The sequence below is a fragment of the Desulfuromonas carbonis genome, assembly GCF_054658035.1.
This window is the reverse complement of sequence record NZ_BAAHXR010000003.1, coordinates 1946072-1963085: the sequence shown is the minus strand read 5'-3', so window position 1 is coordinate 1963085 and position 17014 is coordinate 1946072. Positions and strand designations below refer to the sequence as shown.

At 58.0% G+C, this 17014-nt stretch carries 10 protein-coding genes and 1 pseudogene; 10 read left to right on the top strand and 1 reads right to left on the bottom strand.

Annotation, left to right across the window (positions count from 1 at the left end; genetic code table 11):
• Positions 1-18 precede the first annotated feature (18 nt).
• The 6 genes and pseudogenes from argH to ACYQ8E_RS15770 all read left to right on the top strand — a co-directional run bounded on the left by argH (position 19) and on the right by ACYQ8E_RS15770 (position 7345).
• The gene (gene argH / locus ACYQ8E_RS15795; protein WP_066724824.1) at positions 19-1407 is read left to right on the top strand and encodes an argininosuccinate lyase; all 1389 of its coding nucleotides are present in this window, start codon (positions 19-21) and stop codon (positions 1405-1407) included.
• A gap of 303 nt (positions 1408-1710) precedes the next feature.
• A pseudogene (locus ACYQ8E_RS15790) lies at positions 1711-2811 on the top strand (IS4 family transposase); the annotation flags it as partial.
• Positions 2812-2932: 121 nt separating this feature from the next.
• Positions 2933-3688: a fibronectin type III domain-containing protein gene (locus ACYQ8E_RS15785; protein ID WP_066724821.1), complete on the top strand. Its 756-nt coding sequence runs from the start codon at positions 2933-2935 to the stop codon at positions 3686-3688.
• A 135-nt stretch (positions 3689-3823) separates the two neighbouring features.
• The gene (gene dapA, locus ACYQ8E_RS15780; protein ID WP_066724818.1) at positions 3824-4699 is read left to right on the top strand and encodes a 4-hydroxy-tetrahydrodipicolinate synthase; all 876 of its coding nucleotides are present in this window, start codon (positions 3824-3826) and stop codon (positions 4697-4699) included.
• 62 nt (positions 4700-4761) lie between these two features.
• Entirely contained in the window at positions 4762-5565 is an 804-nt protein-coding gene (dapB, locus tag ACYQ8E_RS15775) for a 4-hydroxy-tetrahydrodipicolinate reductase (protein ID WP_066724814.1), read from the top strand.
• Positions 5566-6109: 544 nt separating this feature from the next.
• Positions 6110-7345: an LL-diaminopimelate aminotransferase gene (locus ACYQ8E_RS15770; RefSeq protein ID WP_066724806.1), complete on the top strand. Its 1236-nt coding sequence runs from the start codon at positions 6110-6112 to the stop codon at positions 7343-7345.
• 463 nt (positions 7346-7808) lie between these two features.
• On the opposite strand, the gene tnpA is transcribed toward ACYQ8E_RS15770, so the two are convergent.
• The gene (gene tnpA / locus ACYQ8E_RS15765) at positions 7809-8243 is read right to left on the bottom strand and encodes an IS200/IS605 family transposase (protein ID WP_066724805.1); all 435 of its coding nucleotides are present in this window, start codon (positions 8241-8243) and stop codon (positions 7809-7811) included.
• Positions 8244-9315: 1072 nt separating this feature from the next.
• Between tnpA and ACYQ8E_RS15760 the strand changes: the two genes are divergently transcribed.
• The 4 genes from ACYQ8E_RS15760 to ACYQ8E_RS15745 all read left to right on the top strand — a co-directional run bounded on the left by ACYQ8E_RS15760 (position 9316) and on the right by ACYQ8E_RS15745 (position 16921).
• Positions 9316-12258, top strand: coding sequence for a hypothetical protein (locus ACYQ8E_RS15760; protein ID WP_459861396.1), 2943 nt, complete (start codon positions 9316-9318; stop codon positions 12256-12258).
• Positions 12259-12500: 242 nt separating this feature from the next.
• Entirely contained in the window at positions 12501-13160 is a 660-nt protein-coding gene (locus ACYQ8E_RS15755; RefSeq protein WP_066724799.1) for a transposase, read from the top strand.
• A 406-nt stretch (positions 13161-13566) separates the two neighbouring features.
• Positions 13567-13902 (top strand): YegP family protein, encoded by a 336-nt coding sequence (locus ACYQ8E_RS15750; RefSeq protein WP_066724793.1) that lies wholly within the window; start codon positions 13567-13569, stop codon positions 13900-13902.
• 454 nt (positions 13903-14356) lie between these two features.
• Positions 14357-16921: a hypothetical protein gene (locus ACYQ8E_RS15745; protein WP_066724791.1), complete on the top strand. Its 2565-nt coding sequence runs from the start codon at positions 14357-14359 to the stop codon at positions 16919-16921.
• Positions 16922-17014 lie beyond the last annotated feature (93 nt).

Here is a 17014-nt window from a genome sequence, read left to right as displayed (position 1 = left end):
ACACGGAGAGTCACCGACATGAGCCAGGACAAACTCTGGGGCGGGCGCTTCAGCCAGCCGACCGACAAGTTCGTCGAGGAATTCACCGCCTCCATCGACTTCGACCAGCGCATGTACCGCTACGATATCCAGGGCTCCATCGCCCACTGCCGGATGCTGGCGAAGCAGGCGATCATTACCGATGCCGAGGCGGCGACGATCATCGCCGGGCTGGAATCGATCCGCGCTGACATCGATGCGGGTAACTTCGCGTTCAAGGTCAGCCTCGAAGACATTCACATGAACATCGAGGCGCGCCTGATCGAGCGCGTCGGCGCTGTCGGCGGCAAGCTCCACACCGCCCGCTCCCGCAACGACCAGGTCGCCCTCGACGTGCGCCTCTACCTGCGCGACGAGCTCGCCACCATTCTCGGCTACCTCGATCGCCTGCAGGAAGCGCTCCTGAACCAGGCGGAAGCCAACCTCGACGTCATCATGCCCGGCTATACCCACCTGCAGACCGCCCAGCCAATCCTCTTCGCCCACCACATGCTCGCCTACTACGAGATGCTGCGCCGCGACGCGGGACGCCTGGCCGACGTCCACAAACGCCTCAATGTTCTCCCCCTCGGCGCCGGGGCGCTCGCCGGGACGACCTTCCCCATCGACCGCGAGTTCGTCGCCCAGGAGCTCGGCTTCGACGGGGTCACCCGCAACTCCCTCGACTCGGTCTCCGACCGCGACTTCGCCGTCGAGTTCTGCGCCGCTGCGGCGCTGATCATGATGCACCTCTCGCGCCTGGCCGAGGAGCTGATCCTCTGGTCCAGCGCCGACTTCCACTTCATCGACCTCTCCGACGCCTTCTGCACCGGCTCCTCGATCATGCCGCAGAAGAAAAACCCCGACGTGCCTGAACTGGTGCGCGGCAAGACCGGCCGCGTCTACGGCAACCTGATCTCGCTGCTGACCCTGATGAAGTCGCTGCCGCTCGCCTACAACAAGGACATGCAGGAGGACAAGGAGCCCCTCTTCGACTCCATCGACACCGTCAAGGGGTCCCTCAAGGTCTTCGCCGACATGATCGCGCAGATGACGGTGCGCGCCGCCGAGATGCGCGTCGCTGCGGCGCGGGGCTTCTCCACCGCCACCGACGTCGCCGACTACTGTGTGCGCAAGGGGCTCCCCTTCCGCCAGGCCCACGAGGTGGTCGGCAAAACGGTGCGCTACTGTGTCGAGCAGGGGAAAGAGATTCCCGAGCTCTCTCTTGCCGAATTCCGCCAGTTCTCGCCCCTGATCGAGGCCGACATCTATGATTTCGTTACCCTCGAGGCCTCGGTCAACGCCCGCCGCGCCACCGGCGGCACCGCCCGCGCGGCGGTGGAGCGGGAGCTGAAACGGGCGCGGCACGAGCGCAACGGCAAAGGCTGAAGGGCGGCTCTCACCCGCTCCCCTTCGGTCGCTTGAGCGCACAGAGAACACAGAGAATAAGCTTTTGAACTGCTTTAATCTGGACCAGGGCCTTCTCCGTGCTCTCTGTGTCCTCTAGTGAGCGTAGTGAACGGGTGAGAGACGATTTTTTTCAGTAGTGTCCGGTTAGCAAATTGCATTCACCCAAAGTTGCAGATAATTGTAAATATTTTCACAAGTTAGCGTATTTTTTGCTTGACAAATCGTCGTGAAGTCGGCGCGGTGATTTTCGTAAATACCTATTTTATATGAGGATTTACGAAAATGTCATTACTTGTTCGCTGCCACCGTACCCGGCTTAGCAGGCGCTCCATTGTCCGACTTTTTACCCCGTTCAAGGGCGCTCTCGAACATGCCCCGGTTCTTGAGGCCCGAGGCAACAGGCCACTGCAGATGACGTTTGAAGATCAGTTGAAAATCCTGACCTACTATCACCTCGAAGAGCATTCTTCGGGGCGTCATCTGCTTCAGGTTCTGACGCAGGAAGATTTTGCCGCGACTCATATTGCACCGCCCGGCGGTATCCGGAAAAGCGCCTTCTTTGAGGCGATCAATACCCGAGGGCTGGAGCAGATGATTCATGTTTACGAAGACCTGCAGAAACAGGTCTCACAAAAGATTCCTGTCGCCAAAGACATCTCCGATCTCGGCGATCTGATCGCCGTCGATGGTTCGCTGATTGACGCTACGCTGTCCATGCTCTGGGCGGACTATCGAGACGGAGCCAAAAAGGCCAAGGTTCACCTGGGGTTCGATATCGGTCGTGGTGTCCCCCAGAAAGTCACATTAACCGACGGCAAGGGCGACGAGCGTCCTCAGGCGGAACGGCTCGTGGCTCCCGGTCAGACAGGTGTCTATGACCGCTATTACCAGTGTTACAAAAACTTTGACGACTGGCAGGATCAGGGACGCCACTTTGTCTGCCGCATCAAAGCCAGTTCTCGTAAGACGGAGTTGAGCGCCAATCCTGTTGTCCCCGGCAGTCATGTTTTCTATGACGCCAGGGTGTTGCTCGGCACCAAAGATGTCAACCAGACCGAACGAGAAGTGCGTGTGGTCGGCTACAAGGTTGACCAAAAATCCTATTGGGTCGCCACCGACCGCTTCGATCTGACCGCCGAGCAGATTGCCTTGATCTACAAGCTACGCTGGACGATCGAGTCCTTCTTCGCCTGGTGGAAGCGCCACCTCAAGGTGTATCACCTGATTGCCCGCAGTCCCTACGGCCTGCTGGTGCAGATCCTCGCAGGGTTGATTACTTATTTGCTGCTGGCCATCTACTGCCACGAAGAGCATGGCGAACGTGTCAGCATCAACAGGGTGCGTGAGCTTCGCAACAATATTCGCAACGAGGCCGCCGAGGATGCGGCCGCAGGCTTAGGGCCTCCCGATATCATTGACTTGGACTTCGGAGCCTATGCAACTTCTTAACCGGACACTACTGGATTTTTTTAATCATTCAGTTACCCACTTTCCGGGACTTTCCATGATCGCCAAGCGATATTCCATCCTGTTCATCCTTGTTCTCGCCCTGACCGCCTGCGGCAAGCGCGGCCCGGTGCGGCCGTTGCTGCAGGCACTGCCGGAAGCGCCGCAGGACCTGCGCGTGCAGCAGCAGGGGGAGCGCTTCCTGATCACCTTCGGCCTGCCTGGGAAGAACCAGGACGACTCGCCGCTGACCGACCTGCAGGGGTTCCAGGTCTACAAGATGAAGTACGACCCGCTGCGCGAGTGCCCCGAGTGCCGCGACACCTCGGTCCTGCTGCAGAGCATCGACCTCGATTACCTGCGCGACGTGCGCCGGGTCGGTGACCGCCTCGAACTCTGGGACAGTGGCCTGACGCCAGGGCTCGGCTACCAGTACCGGGTGGTAGCAGTCAACCGCAAGGGGGGAGGCGGCCGCCCGGCGGTGGTCAAGCGCCCCTTCTTCACCCCGCCCGCCGCACCGGCCCGGCTGACCGCGACCGGTCACGACCAGATGGTGCAGCTCGGCTGGCAACCAGTCACCGCGGGGGGCAAGGAACTGGTCGGCTACAACCTCTACCGCCGCACCCCCGCGGTCGCCTTTTCGAGCGACCCGATCAACCGCGAGCCGATCCCGACGACGCGCTTCGAGGAGTACGGCCTGCAAAACGGCACCACCTACGACTATGCCGTGCGCAGCGTAATTAAATCGGGGGAGTGGCTGGTGGAGAGCCCCCTTTCCGTGGCGGTGACGGTGACACCGGAAGCGGGCCGCTGAACTCGATCGATTTTGACAATCCCCCGTGGTTATGTTACGAATACAGGCTCGTTTCGCCGGGATTCCCGGCTTTTTCCACTGATTTTTTGGTTTACACACCCGTTTTGACCCTTTCTTCTCTGGAGGAGGAAACAGATGTTCAAGGGATCCATGGTCGCCATCGTCACCCCGTTCACTGCCGAGGGGAAGGTCGACGAGGAGAAGTACCGGGAGCTGATCGAGTTCCAGATCGAAAACGGCACCGATGTCATCGTCCCCTGCGGGACGACCGGGGAGTCGGCAACCCTCGACTACGAGGAGCATGACCGCGTCATCCGCATCTGCATCGAGCAGGTCAAAAAGCGGGTTCCGGTCATCGCCGGCACCGGTTCCAACGCGACCGCCGAAGCGATCGAAATCTCCCGGCACGCCAAGGAGATGGGAGCCGACGGCGTGCTGCTGGTCTCCCCCTACTACAACAAGCCGAGCCAGGAAGGGCTCTACCAGCACTACAAGGCACTCGCCGAGCAGGTCGCCCTGCCCCAGGTTCTCTACAACGTCCCGGGGCGCACCGGCATGAACATGGAGGCGAAGACCACCATCCGCCTTGCCGCGTTCAAGAACATCGTCGCCATCAAGGAGGCCTCGGGCAGCATCACCCAGGCGAGCGAGATCATCGCCGAAGCCGGTGACCAGATCGACGTCCTCTCCGGTGACGACTTTCTCACCCTGCCGCTGATGGCCTGCGGCGCCAAGGGGGTGATCTCGGTCACCGCCAACATCGCGCCGAAGCAGGTCAAGGCGATGGTCAGCGCCGTCCAGAACGGCAACTGGGAGGAAGCCAAACGCCTCCACCTGCAGCTTCTCGATCTGCACCAGGCGATGTTCATCGAATCGAACCCGGTGCCGGCCAAGACCACCCTGGCGCTGATGGGCAAGATCGACGCCGCAGTGCGCCTGCCGCTGGTGGCGATGCAGGATGCGACTCTGGAGAAGCTCAAGGTCGTACTGAAGAAGCACCAGCTGATTTAAAAATCATAGGTCCCATGGGACGCATGCGACCCATGGGACCTATAAAAAGCAAAGGCACTACCATGACCAAAGTTGCAGTCACCGGCGCCGCCGGGCGCATGGGCGGGCGCATCATTACCGCCATCAAGGAAGCCGAAGGGCTGGAACTGGGGGGCGCTGTCGAGCGGGCCGGCCACGCCCTCATCGGCCAGGACGCCGGGTCTGTCGCCGGCTGCGGGCCGGCCGACGTCGCGATCGTCGACGACCTCGCCACGGCGATGGGTACATCTAATGTCCTGATCGACTTCACCTTCCCCGAGGTGACCCTCGGCAACCTCGCGGTCTGCGCCAAGCTCGGCAAGAGCGTGGTGATCGGCTCCACCGGCTTCACCCCGGAGCAGCGCGCCGCGGTGGCGAAGTTCGCCGCGCAGATCCCGGTGGTCCTCGCACCCAACATGAGCGTCGGCGTCAACCTCTGCTTCAAAATCCTCAAGGATGTCGCCGCCACCCTCGGCAGCGATTTCGACATGGAGATCGTCGAGCTGCACCACAACAAGAAGAAGGACTCCCCCTCCGGCACCGCGGTGCGCATGGGGGAGATCATTGCCGAGGCGGTCGGCCGCGACTACAACGAGGTCGCCAACTACCACCGCCAGGGGATGTGCGGGGAGCGAAGCAAGGAGGAGATCGGCATGCAGACGGTGCGCGGCGGCGACATCGTCGGCGAGCACACCGTCTACTTCATCGGCATGGGCGAGCGCATCGAGATCTCCCACCGCGCCATGAGCCGCGACATGTTCGCCCGCGGTGCGGTGCGCGCTGCCGGCTGGCTGGCGGGGAAGCCGGCGGGGCTCTACGACATGCAGGACGTGCTCGGTTTGAAGTAGCCAGCGCTCTTCCTTTTGTTTTGCCCCGACTCCTCCCCCCCTGTGAGCGGAGCCGAGCGCAGGGATTTTAATCCGAGGAAGTCGGGGACGAATGTCCGAAGCCCGCAGGGCAAGTTTTCGTCGCCGTCGGATTAAAATCCCGCAGCGAGGGGCCCCCGCAGGGGCGTAGCGGTGGGGCGCCCTTTTCTTGGCCTACGTTCTTTTGGGCGAACAAAAGAAGGTAGGGCGGGGCCCGGGGGTGCAGCCCCCGTTGGTTTTTCGCGGCACCGGCAAAAGGTTTATCCCGGGGGTTTCGCCCCCCGCCGACGACTGACTCTTTTTGCTTGCCCAAAAAGAGTCAGCAGAAAAAGGGCACCCCAATCGCCCAGCCCGCCTGCGGCGGGTTCCCTGCGCTCCGCAGACGTTTCGGGGACGGACAAAAACTCGCTGCGCTCAGACAGTTTGTCCGTCTCTTTCCCGAAACGTCCACGGAACTCCGGCAGGGCGATAAGGGGAAATCTATACATCCATTCCATCCGGTCCAAATAAAAGGAGCAATCAAGGCATGGCCCACATCAACGACAACTACCTGAAACTCAAAGCCGGCTACCTCTTCCCCGAGATCGGCCGCCGCGTCCGTGAATTCACCGCCGCCAACCCACAGGCCAAGGTGATCCGCCTCGGCATCGGCGACGTCACCCGCCCCCTCGCCCCGACCGTCCTCAAGGCCTTCCATGCCGCCATCGACGACCTCGGTACCACCGAGAACTTCGCCGGCTACGGCCCCGAGCAGGGGTACGAATGGCTCGCCCAGGCGATCATCGACAACTCCTACAAGCCCCTCGGTGTCGAGCTGAAGACCAGCGAGATGTTCATCTCCGACGGCTCCAAGTGCGACTGCGCCAACATTCTCGACATCTTCGCCCTCGACAACGTGGTGGCGATCGGCGATCCGGTCTACCCGGTCTACAACGACACCAACGTCATGGTCGGGCGCACCGGCGAGGCGGACGACAAGGGGTACTACAAGGGGGTGGTCTACCTCCCCTGCACCGAGGCCAACGGCTTCGTCCCCGAGCTGCCGCAGCAGAAGGTCGACCTCATCTACCTCTGCTCGCCCAACAACCCGACCGGCACCGTCGCCAGCAAGGAGCAGCTCAAAGCCTGGGTCGACTACGCCAACGCCCATAACGCGATCATCCTTTTTGACGCCGCCTACGAGGCCTTCATCACCACCCCCGGCATCCCCCACTCGATCTACGAGGTGGAAGGCGCCAAGACCTGCGCCATCGAGTTCCGCTCCTTCTCCAAGACCGCCGGCTTCACCGGCGTCCGCTGCGGCCTGGTCGTGGTGCCGGAAGAGCTGACCGGGACCACCGCCAAGGGGGAGAAGTACAGCCTCAACAAGCTCTGGAACCGCCGCCAGACCACCAAGTTCAACGGCGCCTCCTACCCGGTACAGCGCGCCGCCGCCGCGGTCTACTCGGAGCAGGGATGGAAAGAGACCAAGGAGATCATCGACTACTACATGGACAACGCCCGCATCATCCGCGAGGGGCTTTCCAAGGCCGGCATCACCTGCTTCGGCGGCGTCGACTCCCCCTACATCTGGCTGAAAACGCCGGGCGGCCTCACCAGCTGGGACTTTTTTGACAAGCTTCTGGGCGAGTGCCATGTCGTCGGCACCCCGGGATCGGGCTTCGGGCCTTCCGGGGAAGGCTACTTCCGGCTCAGCGCCTTCGGGGATAAGGAGAAGGTGGTTGAGGCGGTGGAGCGGATCAAGCAGAAGTGGGGAAAGTAAGATGACACCAAGGGCGGCCGAAAAGGCCGCCCTTTTTATTCCAATAACTTATCATTGGCTTTCGTTCATCGACACGGTATCAAGGAGAGGCCTTTAAGGGCGACACGATGGGGGGACGAGGATTGACACCAGACGCCTGAGGCATTTGCCTTTGGCGTTTTTTTGTGCTTAGCGTGAAAAGTAGCAGAATATCCCGACCTTGCTAAAACCCCAGTGGATACTCTTCGAAATGTCGGAAAGTACGCCCGATAGAGAATTAAATAAACTGTCCCCGGAATTCGTGAAGCTCCCGATCTCCCCTCAACATTATCCACCACATGCTGAAGTTCCGCCAAATCCTGAGGGTAGACAGGAGTAAAAAAACCCCGCCCAGAGGACGGGGCTTTAAAGGCGCCCCCAGAGGGGGCGTTGCCGGTGACCCCCAAAGAGGGTCACCGGAGCGTTGTTCCCACGTCCACAACAATTAGAATTTGAGTTGCTGTTGTTCCACTTTCTTCTCATGCTGCTCTTGATACCGCACGTAGCGCCTGATCATCTCGGCATCCAGGCCTACCGTGTCAACGCAGTAGCCGGGCGCCCAAAAATGATTGCCCCAGTAGCGTTTCTTCCGCAACTTGGGATGGTTCTTTAAAATACGTATCGCTGATCGGCCCTTCAGGCGCCCCATCAACTCCGAAATGGACACCTTGGGCGGCACCATGATGATCAGGTGAATATGGTCTTTCTGGACATTCAGCTCGACGACCTCGCAGTGACTCTGCTCGCTGAAGATCCGGATACACGCTCGAACTTCTTGCGCCAGTTCACCTTCCAATATCCGGAAGCGATACTTGGGCACCCAGACGATGTGATACTGGCAGTGCCAGATCGCATGTGTTAATTTTCGAAAACGGCTCATGGCTTTCCTTTCTGTTCAGGTCGTTGCGGGAACAACGCCTGAATATGGATTGCCATGAGCCCTTTTGGCAAAGCCAAAGGACTCTGACCCCGTCCAGAGGACGGGGGTTTCTACTTCACACTAAAACGGACCTTTCCACTGCTCGCCATTCTTTCTCTAAAGAATTGTAATTAAAAGATAATTTTTCATCAATAGTGACCCATTGGTGGCTGGCTCCGCTTTTGCAATTCCAGGCCAGTGCGAAATCTATTGATCCTCAGGGAGGGTCCTTTCTTGATGGACTCAGCAATAAATCTTGAAAAAGCAGTTTCACGTGACGAACGCGACAGAAAACCGGACGATTATCCACTTTGGGCCGTTTACTTTCCCGGTGAGAGATACTTGAGTTTAAAGACCTAGATTTCGTTGCGCCCGTTGCGACATTGCGTGATCAACTGCCGTGTTTTGGACAAATACCAACCAAGCGATCCAATTGAAAAGTGGCGGTTCTATTTAGGCCAGAACCGACGATAAATAGCCCATCTGTCCATTTAGCATCATATTCAGCACTCCCACTGAGATTTTCCGCGGCTGTCCTTCTGGTGAAACCCAAAGCCCCAAGGTGCAGTCCTGTTCCATGGTTCGGAGAAGGGGTGACCCTACGAACTATGTGGTCAAGGCGATCCTGCTTCCGGTCAGCCCCTGCCAGAAGGGGACAATCGGGCCCAAGCGGAAACAAGTATCGCTCAGTCGCGGCCCGCTACCGAATTCAAATCACACAGGGCAGGACCAAATGGTGGGCTAGCCGGCCGATGCTGCAACGGGACATGTCAGGCAAAACGATTTGGATGAGATCATTGGTGCCACCCGCAGGGGGCTGGTGATGCTAACCAGGACTCAAAAACACGAGTCGTTCTGTTCATCCTTCGTGATAAATGATCGCCGCATTGGAAGCCTGCTCGTCGACACCCCCTTAATCGAGTACCGGCGAATCCCCGGAAAGGAGGAACCAACAGGAAAAGATGAACGCACGAGCACTGCACCGAATTGAACGGAATTACAAAATTTCGAAACTTAACGACGGAGGAAACAAATGAAGAGATCATCGCAAATGCTAGGCTATTCACACCTAAGCCAAAGAATCTGGGGACTATTTGTGGCACTCATGTGCATTACGGTGCTGGCAGGGTGTTCGGGAGATGATAAGACGGTCATCCAAAATCTCCCGACTGCGACGACCGGTTCCCTCAATGTCAACGTGAGTCCGGCTACGGCCACGGTGGTTGTGACGGGACCGGAGGCTTTCACACAAACCTTCACCGGCAACCAACTTTTGACTGATTTGGTGCCAGGCGTTTACACAATGACGGCGACCGCAACCGGTTTCGACGGCGTGGACGGTTCAATCAACGTCGTTGCCGCCCAGACCTCAAGCGTTTCATTAGACCTTCGAAAAACGCCTACAACCGGTTCCCTCAATGTCAATGTCACTCCGGCTTCGGCCACGGTGGTTGTAACGGGACCGGCGGCTTTCGCGCAGACCTTCACCGGCAACCAATTCTTACCCTCGTTGGCGCCGGGTCAGTACACAGCAACTGCAACCGCGCCTGGGTTTGTCGGTGCAAACCGTTCCATCAACGTCGTCGTTGGTGATACTTCGGTCATTTCGTTGGTCCTCAGTGCGACGCAAATCATTTCCGAGGCGCCCCAGGCAGTGTATCGCGTTGGTCAGGACCTCATTCCGCTCAGCCCCAGTGATGTACAATCAGGTGCGTTCTCGTTTTACGCTTGGGTCCAGAATCAGACCGGGGGGATTTCCACCACCGCGATGGAGGCCAACACACTTGCCACCGATCCCGGCGCACCCTTGCTCATCGAACAGACGGACACTGCGCCAAGCTACACCCAGAACCTTGCCGGCGCGTGGGTCGGGTTCACCGACGCCGAGGGGGTTGTCCGCCCGGTGATCGGCGCGGACGTACGCTGGGAGATCGACCAGTTGTGGACCGGAAGAATCAATAGTATCCAGTTCGGCACCTCCGATGACAACCGACTCGCGCTCGGTTACGGGGTCTTCGATGACCAAGCGGATACGCGGACCAATAACGCCAGGCTCATGAACGAGCGCTTCCCTCTTATTGCGACCCAATACCCGCTTTTTAACCTGACGGGAATTGGCACTCCCAATGTCGATGGGTTCACCTGGGTCACGCTCTTCTCACCGGACAAGCTGGCATCGGGCCGTCTTGTGGCCGTGGCCACCATCAACGGGGAAGAGATTGGAAAGCAGATTCTGTTCAAAAATTTCGCGCCCCAACCGAAACTCCAGATCACCAAAACCGTTTCGTCGCCAATCGTGAATCTCGTCGGCGGCACGGCCACCGACACCTGGACCATCACGGTCTCGAATGTTGGCGAAGGTGAGGCCACGAACATCGTCCTCGACGACACCCTAGCATCAGGCATCGGAGCAAATTACACCCTCGGTGCCCCGCTTCCCGCGGGCAGCACCCAGGATGCGGGCCTCGATGGTTTCACTTTCACTATCCCGTCCTTGCAGGGAGGGAGCAGCGCGACTGTGACTTACACCCCCGAGGCCACCGTCACCGCTGCCGGCGTCTTCTGCAACAATGCCCATATCGCCTCGTACTTGAACAGTAGCGGCGAAACCGTCACGGTCGACGCAGGCGACCTCAACGCGCAGGCATGCTTCACCGCTCTTGAGTCGAATGTGTCGATCGTCAAAGACTTCATCGTCAGTGCAACCGACAATACAAGCCTGGGCAAGTCTGTGACCGTGGCCAAAAATGTGCCTGCCACGCTGCGCGTGCAGGTGATCAACAACGGCAACGGTGCCGCCTCGACTGTCAATATCAGTGACGCGTTCAATGGGGCAGCACCCACCACCGGCCTTCTCGCCAACTATACGACCAGTGGCTTTTCGGCGGGTACGCCGAATGTCAACGGCGGCTTCGACGACACCATCGCCACGCTCGCCGCCGGTGCCACCGCGACCTATCTCTACACGGTTGCGGCCTCGGTTGATGCGGAATACTGCGACACCGCCACCATCAACTCAGTTATCAGCGGGACCATTGGCGTAGGCAGCAGCAGCGCTTGTCTGACCGTGGCAACACCCAACCTCACCATCGCGAAAACTAACACTCCGGCCAACGTCAATCCTGGGGCCAGTTATATCTCGACGATAGTGGTGAACAATACCGGCACCGCCGCTGCAACGGGTGTCGTCGTCGGCGACCTGCTCGGTCTCAACTCCATTGCCAACGTCCGGGCCATTTATGTAAGTTCGAGTTTGAACGGTGTTGCCGGCGCGCTGGCAGACAACATCATCAGGTCTGGCACCGTTGAAATTCCGGCGGGCGGGAGTATCACCTTCACCATCGTAAGCCAAATTCCGCCTAGCGCTGCCAGCGGCACCTACTGCAACACAGCGAGCGTCACGAGCACCAACGCCGCCTCCCCGACGCCGGTCGAGGCTTGTGTTGCCGTTCCGGCCTTCGTGGCCCTGCAGACTCAGCTCATCGACCTCAATGATCCGGTCTCGGTGGGATCCAATGTTACATTCTCCTCGACACTCTATGTCGAGTCGCTCTCCAACGAGGGAGTGAAAAACAACGTGCTGACCTACAGCTTCGGTCTCACCAGCCCGACCGTTCTCGGCATTCCCGGAGTCTTCCAGGTCGTCTCGTCGCAGGTCTATCTCGACACTGTGCCGGTTCGGGATCCCGTTACGGGCCTTGTTCTTTCGGATGCGTCGAGCCCCACCGCCGTATTGCTGACGGAGGGCACCGACTACACGCAAACCACGGTACTGGGCAAGCAGGTGATTACCATGAGCTCGAACGTCATCCTGCAACCAAAAACCGCGCTCTATGTCGTGCACGGGGCCACAATCCCAACTGGGACACCAACCAACAAACTGTATACCACGAGCTACATCTGGGATTCGACCGGGTTGATCTCGACGACGACTTACGAGGCCAGTTCGTCCGAGCCCACTACCATCCTCCCGTAGGCGAGGCAATGCCTCGTGAATGACCACGGGCAGATTCATTGGTAAGAACATTCTGAAGAGAAACCCGCGGGGTTCCCCCGCGGGTCAGGTCACTGAAAACCCCGCTTTTCATAAAGCGGGGTTTTCTTTTGTGGAATCCCGGAATTCGGAATTCCGGGGACAGTATGCAGTCCGAATTCCGGTGAATTCCGGGGACAGTATATTTAATTGCCCCCACACTCTCTCTCTGCTATCTTCCCCCAATGGCCCGTATCGCCCGCGTCATAGCCCCCGGCATCCCCCATCACGTTACCCAACGGGGTAATCGTCGCCAGCAGACCTTCTTCTGCGACGACGACTACCGGGCCTATATCGCCCTGATGGCCGAGTGGTGCAACAAGTGCGGGGTCGAGATCTGGGCCTGGTGCCTGATGCCGAACCACGTCCACCTGATCGCCGTCCCCGCCAGCGAAAACTCCCTGGCGCGCGCCATCGGCGAGGCCCACCGCCGCTACACCCGCCGCATCAACTTTCGTGAAGGCTGGCGCGGCCACCTCTGGCAGGAACGCTTTGCCTCCTTCCCCATGGACCTGACCCATCTCTTCGCCGCAACCCGTTATGTCGAGATGAACCCGGTGGCGGCGGGACTGGTGCAACACCCCGAGGACTACCCCTGGAGTAGCGCCCGTGCCCATCTGAGAAATGCGGACGATCCGCTGGTCAAGAACTCGTCCCTGTCGAAGATGGTCGGCAACTGGCGGGAGTTTCTGACCCTGACCGACGAGGAGGAACTCAACCTGCTCAAGAGGCACGAGCGCAGCGGTCGCCCGCTGGGAGGCGCTGCTTTTGTCGATCGCGTGGAGACGGAACTGGCGCGGATACTGCGGCCACAAAAACGGGGGCCGAAACCGAAGACAGGGTAATGCATATACTGTCCCCGAATTTGCCCGGCCTCTACTGCCCCTACACCGTCTCTCTGGCCACGGCGCTGCCCCTCGTCAAGTACGGCACGCTCCCGTTGCAGGAGCGGTTTCTGGCGCCCCTTTTGCGGCGGGGCTGCTTTTCTGGAAAGCAGCCCCGCCTTTTTGCCCAATCCCTTCGCATGGCGCAGTTCTGCCAAATATGATAGTGAAAGCCTGGCGCCGTGCCCCCCCTTCACTTCCCCCTGTTTTCTGGCTTTACCAAGAACAATCAGCATGTTGCACCTATGGTCCCGGCACATTTCCATTCCGGCACAGTCATTGCGCTACATACCCTCTCAATTTGGGAATCAATTCGAGACCCCTGCCTGGAACAGCTCCATAACCACTCACCCCGATGGGAGGCAATATGTCCGGGAAATTTGTCATCGAAAGAGCGAAAGACGACCACTTTTACTTCAACCTCAAAGCCGTCAACGGCCAGGTGATCCTGACCAGCGAGATGTACAAGACCAAGGCGAGTGCCCAGAACGGCATCGAGTCGATTCAGAAGAATGCGGCCGCGGATGACAACTACGAGCGAAAAGAATCGAAGAACAACCAGCCGTATTTTGTGTTGAAGGCCAAGAATCAACAGATCATCGGACAGAGCCAGATGTACTCATCCACCGCAGCAATGGAAGCGGGGATCGCTTCTGTTAAACAGAATGGACCCGGTGGGACGGTGGAAGATCTTACGCTTTAGGTTTGACGAAACAGCAAAGGGACAGGCTACTTTTTCAAAAGCAGCCTGTCCCTTTTTCCATCCTGGTCTTCCCCTGACCGCAGTCAGGGTGGACAATTGCCATACCCCCTCAACATGAGATCATTTTTTACTCCCCCCCCCTAGAATCACTCATATGAGTGATTCTATTTGTTGATTTCTATGCCAATTTAACCTCGATTACTCCCTGCCAAATGATCCGTTGGTATGGAATGCCCACTGCCGACTGCTTCCCAATATTATCGACTCCTCGCCAGATGGCTGGTTAGGGTGGTCCCTGGCGAGCCGTTCATCACATTTTTCAACCTGGGTAATGTTGCCCGCCTCGGCGTCGTTTCGGCATCGTGCTGGCCTGCCTAACTCGAAACGAATAGAGCAGCCCCGAGGGGGGCTTATGTCCATAAGCGAAGTAATCAATTCAATGAGGAAAAACCAAATGCGAAGTCTATTAGCCCTGATGGTATTGGTCGGCCTGGTTCTGGCCGGATGTGGTGGGGGGTCATCCAGCTCACCGCAAGTGACAACCCTTAGCGGAACGGCGGCTGCGGGTGCGGCAATTATCGGCCAGGTCACGGTCAAGGACAGCAGTACCCCAGTTAAGTCAAAGTCGGCAGTGATTGAAGCCAACGGCAATTATTCGGTGGATGTGTCCGGGATGACAGCTCCCTATGTTCTGCGGGCGGAAGGAACCGTTGGTGGCCGCACCTATAAATTGCACTCTTATGCCGTTGCCGAGGATGTTGGGGCGACAGTCAACATCACTCCCTTTACCGACCTGATTGTGGCCAACGCTGCCGGGCAACTGGCAGAGACCCTGTTTGACAACGGGGATTTCAGCGGCCTGACCAGCGCTGAAGTTGAGGCCCAGGAAACGGCGCTGCAAGCCAAACTGCAGAACGTTCTCACCTCTCTTGGAGTCGATGCTGCCGTCGATCTACTGCATACCGCATTCAGTGCTGACCATACCGCGCTGGACGCGGCCCTGGATCTGGTCAGAATCGAAACCGATCCGGCGACAATTCAGGCAACCATCACTAACCTGATCGACAATACCTCGATTACCGACAACCTTGAAAGCACGACGGACAATACCGAAGTATTGCCCGTGATTTCCGATCTGGGTGCAGTACAAACCAGCCAGCAGGCAATATATTCCAAATTTGACAGCTTTTCCGCCCTGTTTGTTGGCGGCCTTCCCAGCAGCAGCCAGTTGAGTCCCTTTCTTGCAGCGGACTTTCTCCAAAACGATCAGGGGGCGGATCAGTTTATTACCGAACTGACGACCGATCCTTCTCTGGTTGGCCTCTCTTTCAGCCATGTCGTTATCAATGGCCTCGATGAGCAGGCCGGCACGGCATCCGTCACTTTTAATGTGACCTTTGCCGGAGTGACCATATTGGAACCCGAAACCTGGCAACTCGCTAAAAACGGGGCGAATTGGGAACTGCGCGGGAACCAGGAAATCGTCGATCGCTACATGGGTTTTATTTGTGACTACAGAACGGAAAATGGCGTCAACTATAAGACCTGCGGCATCAATCTGGGGCTTGACGACAAAAATTTTACCAATAATGGTACCGGCGGCAGCCCGATAGCTTCAGCCAAAGTGACCCTGGTGCGCGAGGGTGTGGCGGTACCGGGAGCGGTGATCTACATGGGGGTACCCGCCTGGGGTGCCGCAGGAGAACTGCGCATTTTTGACAATGACTATTCGGATGATTTCATGGCCTTTGGCAGCGGGGCAGATCAGATTGACCCGGCACTGTTCCAGGTGGGCGATCTGGTGCAGTTCGAGCTGTTCACCGCTCCTCTCGACACGGCCACCCCGGCGGTGAGCGGCACGGCCGTGGCCACCTATGCGACGCCGGTCATGGCACTGCCGATTTCCAATGCTGCAACCGCTTCCTATCCCAGCGCGACCCAGGCTACTCTTGATGCCTTCAACGCGCTGACCACTGCCGGCGGTAATCTTAATGTGGCCTGGTCGATTCCGGCCGGGCAGCACATCGACGAAATTGCGGTGACGGTGAATGACGGATCGACCTGGGTTGACGTTTGGGAAGAAGGGCTGTCGGGTACCAGCAAAACCTTGACGATCGATACCTCTTCCTTGAACCCGGCGAATGCTCCTTACCACACAGAACTGCGGGTCTACTCGATGGATGCGCAAAACCGCTCGTTTTTAAGAACCTACATCGGTACGACCGATTCGGGGGGAGGATCGACTCCTACAACTCCGACAACACTTCAGGTTGGTCAAACTGTCACTGGATCTATTGTCAATGACTTCGGGCATGAGTATGTATTTGCTGCGATTGGCGGCACACAATATACCGTAACCTTAACACCCTCTTCACCGACTGATGACCCCGATCTTTTCGTATTCGACAGCCTGACAAAGATGTATCAACATTTTAATCTTGATGACACAACAAATGAAGCCGCTGCACTGCGCGTTGGGATGTCTAATAATGGGCCCGGAACTGTTGATAGCGTGACATTCACGGCGCAGGCCAGTCAGAATTACTATATTTTACTCAATGGTCCTGCTGATCAAACCGCGAATTATTCTTTACGCGTTTCCGCTGCGGCATCTCCTTCGCTCGAATTCACAACTGCGCTGCTCGATGAGTTCATTGCCGGCGGCGGAAAGATTTCTATCAGCTATCCCAGCGATTCAAGTTCTCCGGGCTATCCTGGCACGACGCAGGAAAATTTCACCCTGAGCGGAAACAGTACGAGTGGGTATGCGATTTCCTATATCGGTGATTATTTCGACGCAAATGGCACTTACGTCAGCTCAGAAGGGCCGTTGTCTGAGGCTCTGTTCTTGCAGCAGAATGGCACTCTCGATATCGGCAATCCGTCGCTCACGACCTGGTCGATCGTCAACGTACATAGTGCCAACCTCTATGAAATTGCAGGAACCGACGGTGTCGATAGCTGGACAGATTTCTGGTACATCAACACCACACCCCCGGGCTGGTTGACTGCACCCTGATAGTTTCATCACAAAGGTAAGGGCAGGCCATTCATTTGGTCTGCCCTTTTTTCAACGTGATATCGCCGGTTTTTACAATCTCAATTTGGAATT

Excerpts from the sequence above, each read along its gene's own strand:
- argH (WP_066724824.1), top strand. The coding sequence starts at position 19 with ATGAGCCAGGACAAACTCTGGGGCGGGCGCTTCAGCCAGCCGACCGAC.
- ACYQ8E_RS15785 (WP_066724821.1), top strand. The coding sequence starts at position 2,933 with ATGATCGCCAAGCGATATTCCATCCTGTTCATCCTTGTTCTCGCCCTG.
- dapA (WP_066724818.1), top strand. The coding sequence starts at position 3,824 with ATGTTCAAGGGATCCATGGTCGCCATCGTCACCCCGTTCACTGCCGAG.
- dapB (WP_066724814.1), top strand. The coding sequence starts at position 4,762 with ATGACCAAAGTTGCAGTCACCGGCGCCGCCGGGCGCATGGGCGGGCGC.
- ACYQ8E_RS15770 (WP_066724806.1), top strand. The coding sequence starts at position 6,110 with ATGGCCCACATCAACGACAACTACCTGAAACTCAAAGCCGGCTACCTC.
- tnpA (WP_066724805.1), bottom strand. The coding sequence starts at position 8,243 with ATGAGCCGTTTTCGAAAATTAACACATGCGATCTGGCACTGCCAGTAT.
- ACYQ8E_RS15760 (WP_459861396.1), top strand. The coding sequence starts at position 9,316 with ATGAAGAGATCATCGCAAATGCTAGGCTATTCACACCTAAGCCAAAGA.
- ACYQ8E_RS15755 (WP_066724799.1), top strand. The coding sequence starts at position 12,501 with ATGGCCCGTATCGCCCGCGTCATAGCCCCCGGCATCCCCCATCACGTT.
- ACYQ8E_RS15750 (WP_066724793.1), top strand. The coding sequence starts at position 13,567 with ATGTCCGGGAAATTTGTCATCGAAAGAGCGAAAGACGACCACTTTTAC.
- ACYQ8E_RS15745 (WP_066724791.1), top strand. The coding sequence starts at position 14,357 with ATGCGAAGTCTATTAGCCCTGATGGTATTGGTCGGCCTGGTTCTGGCC.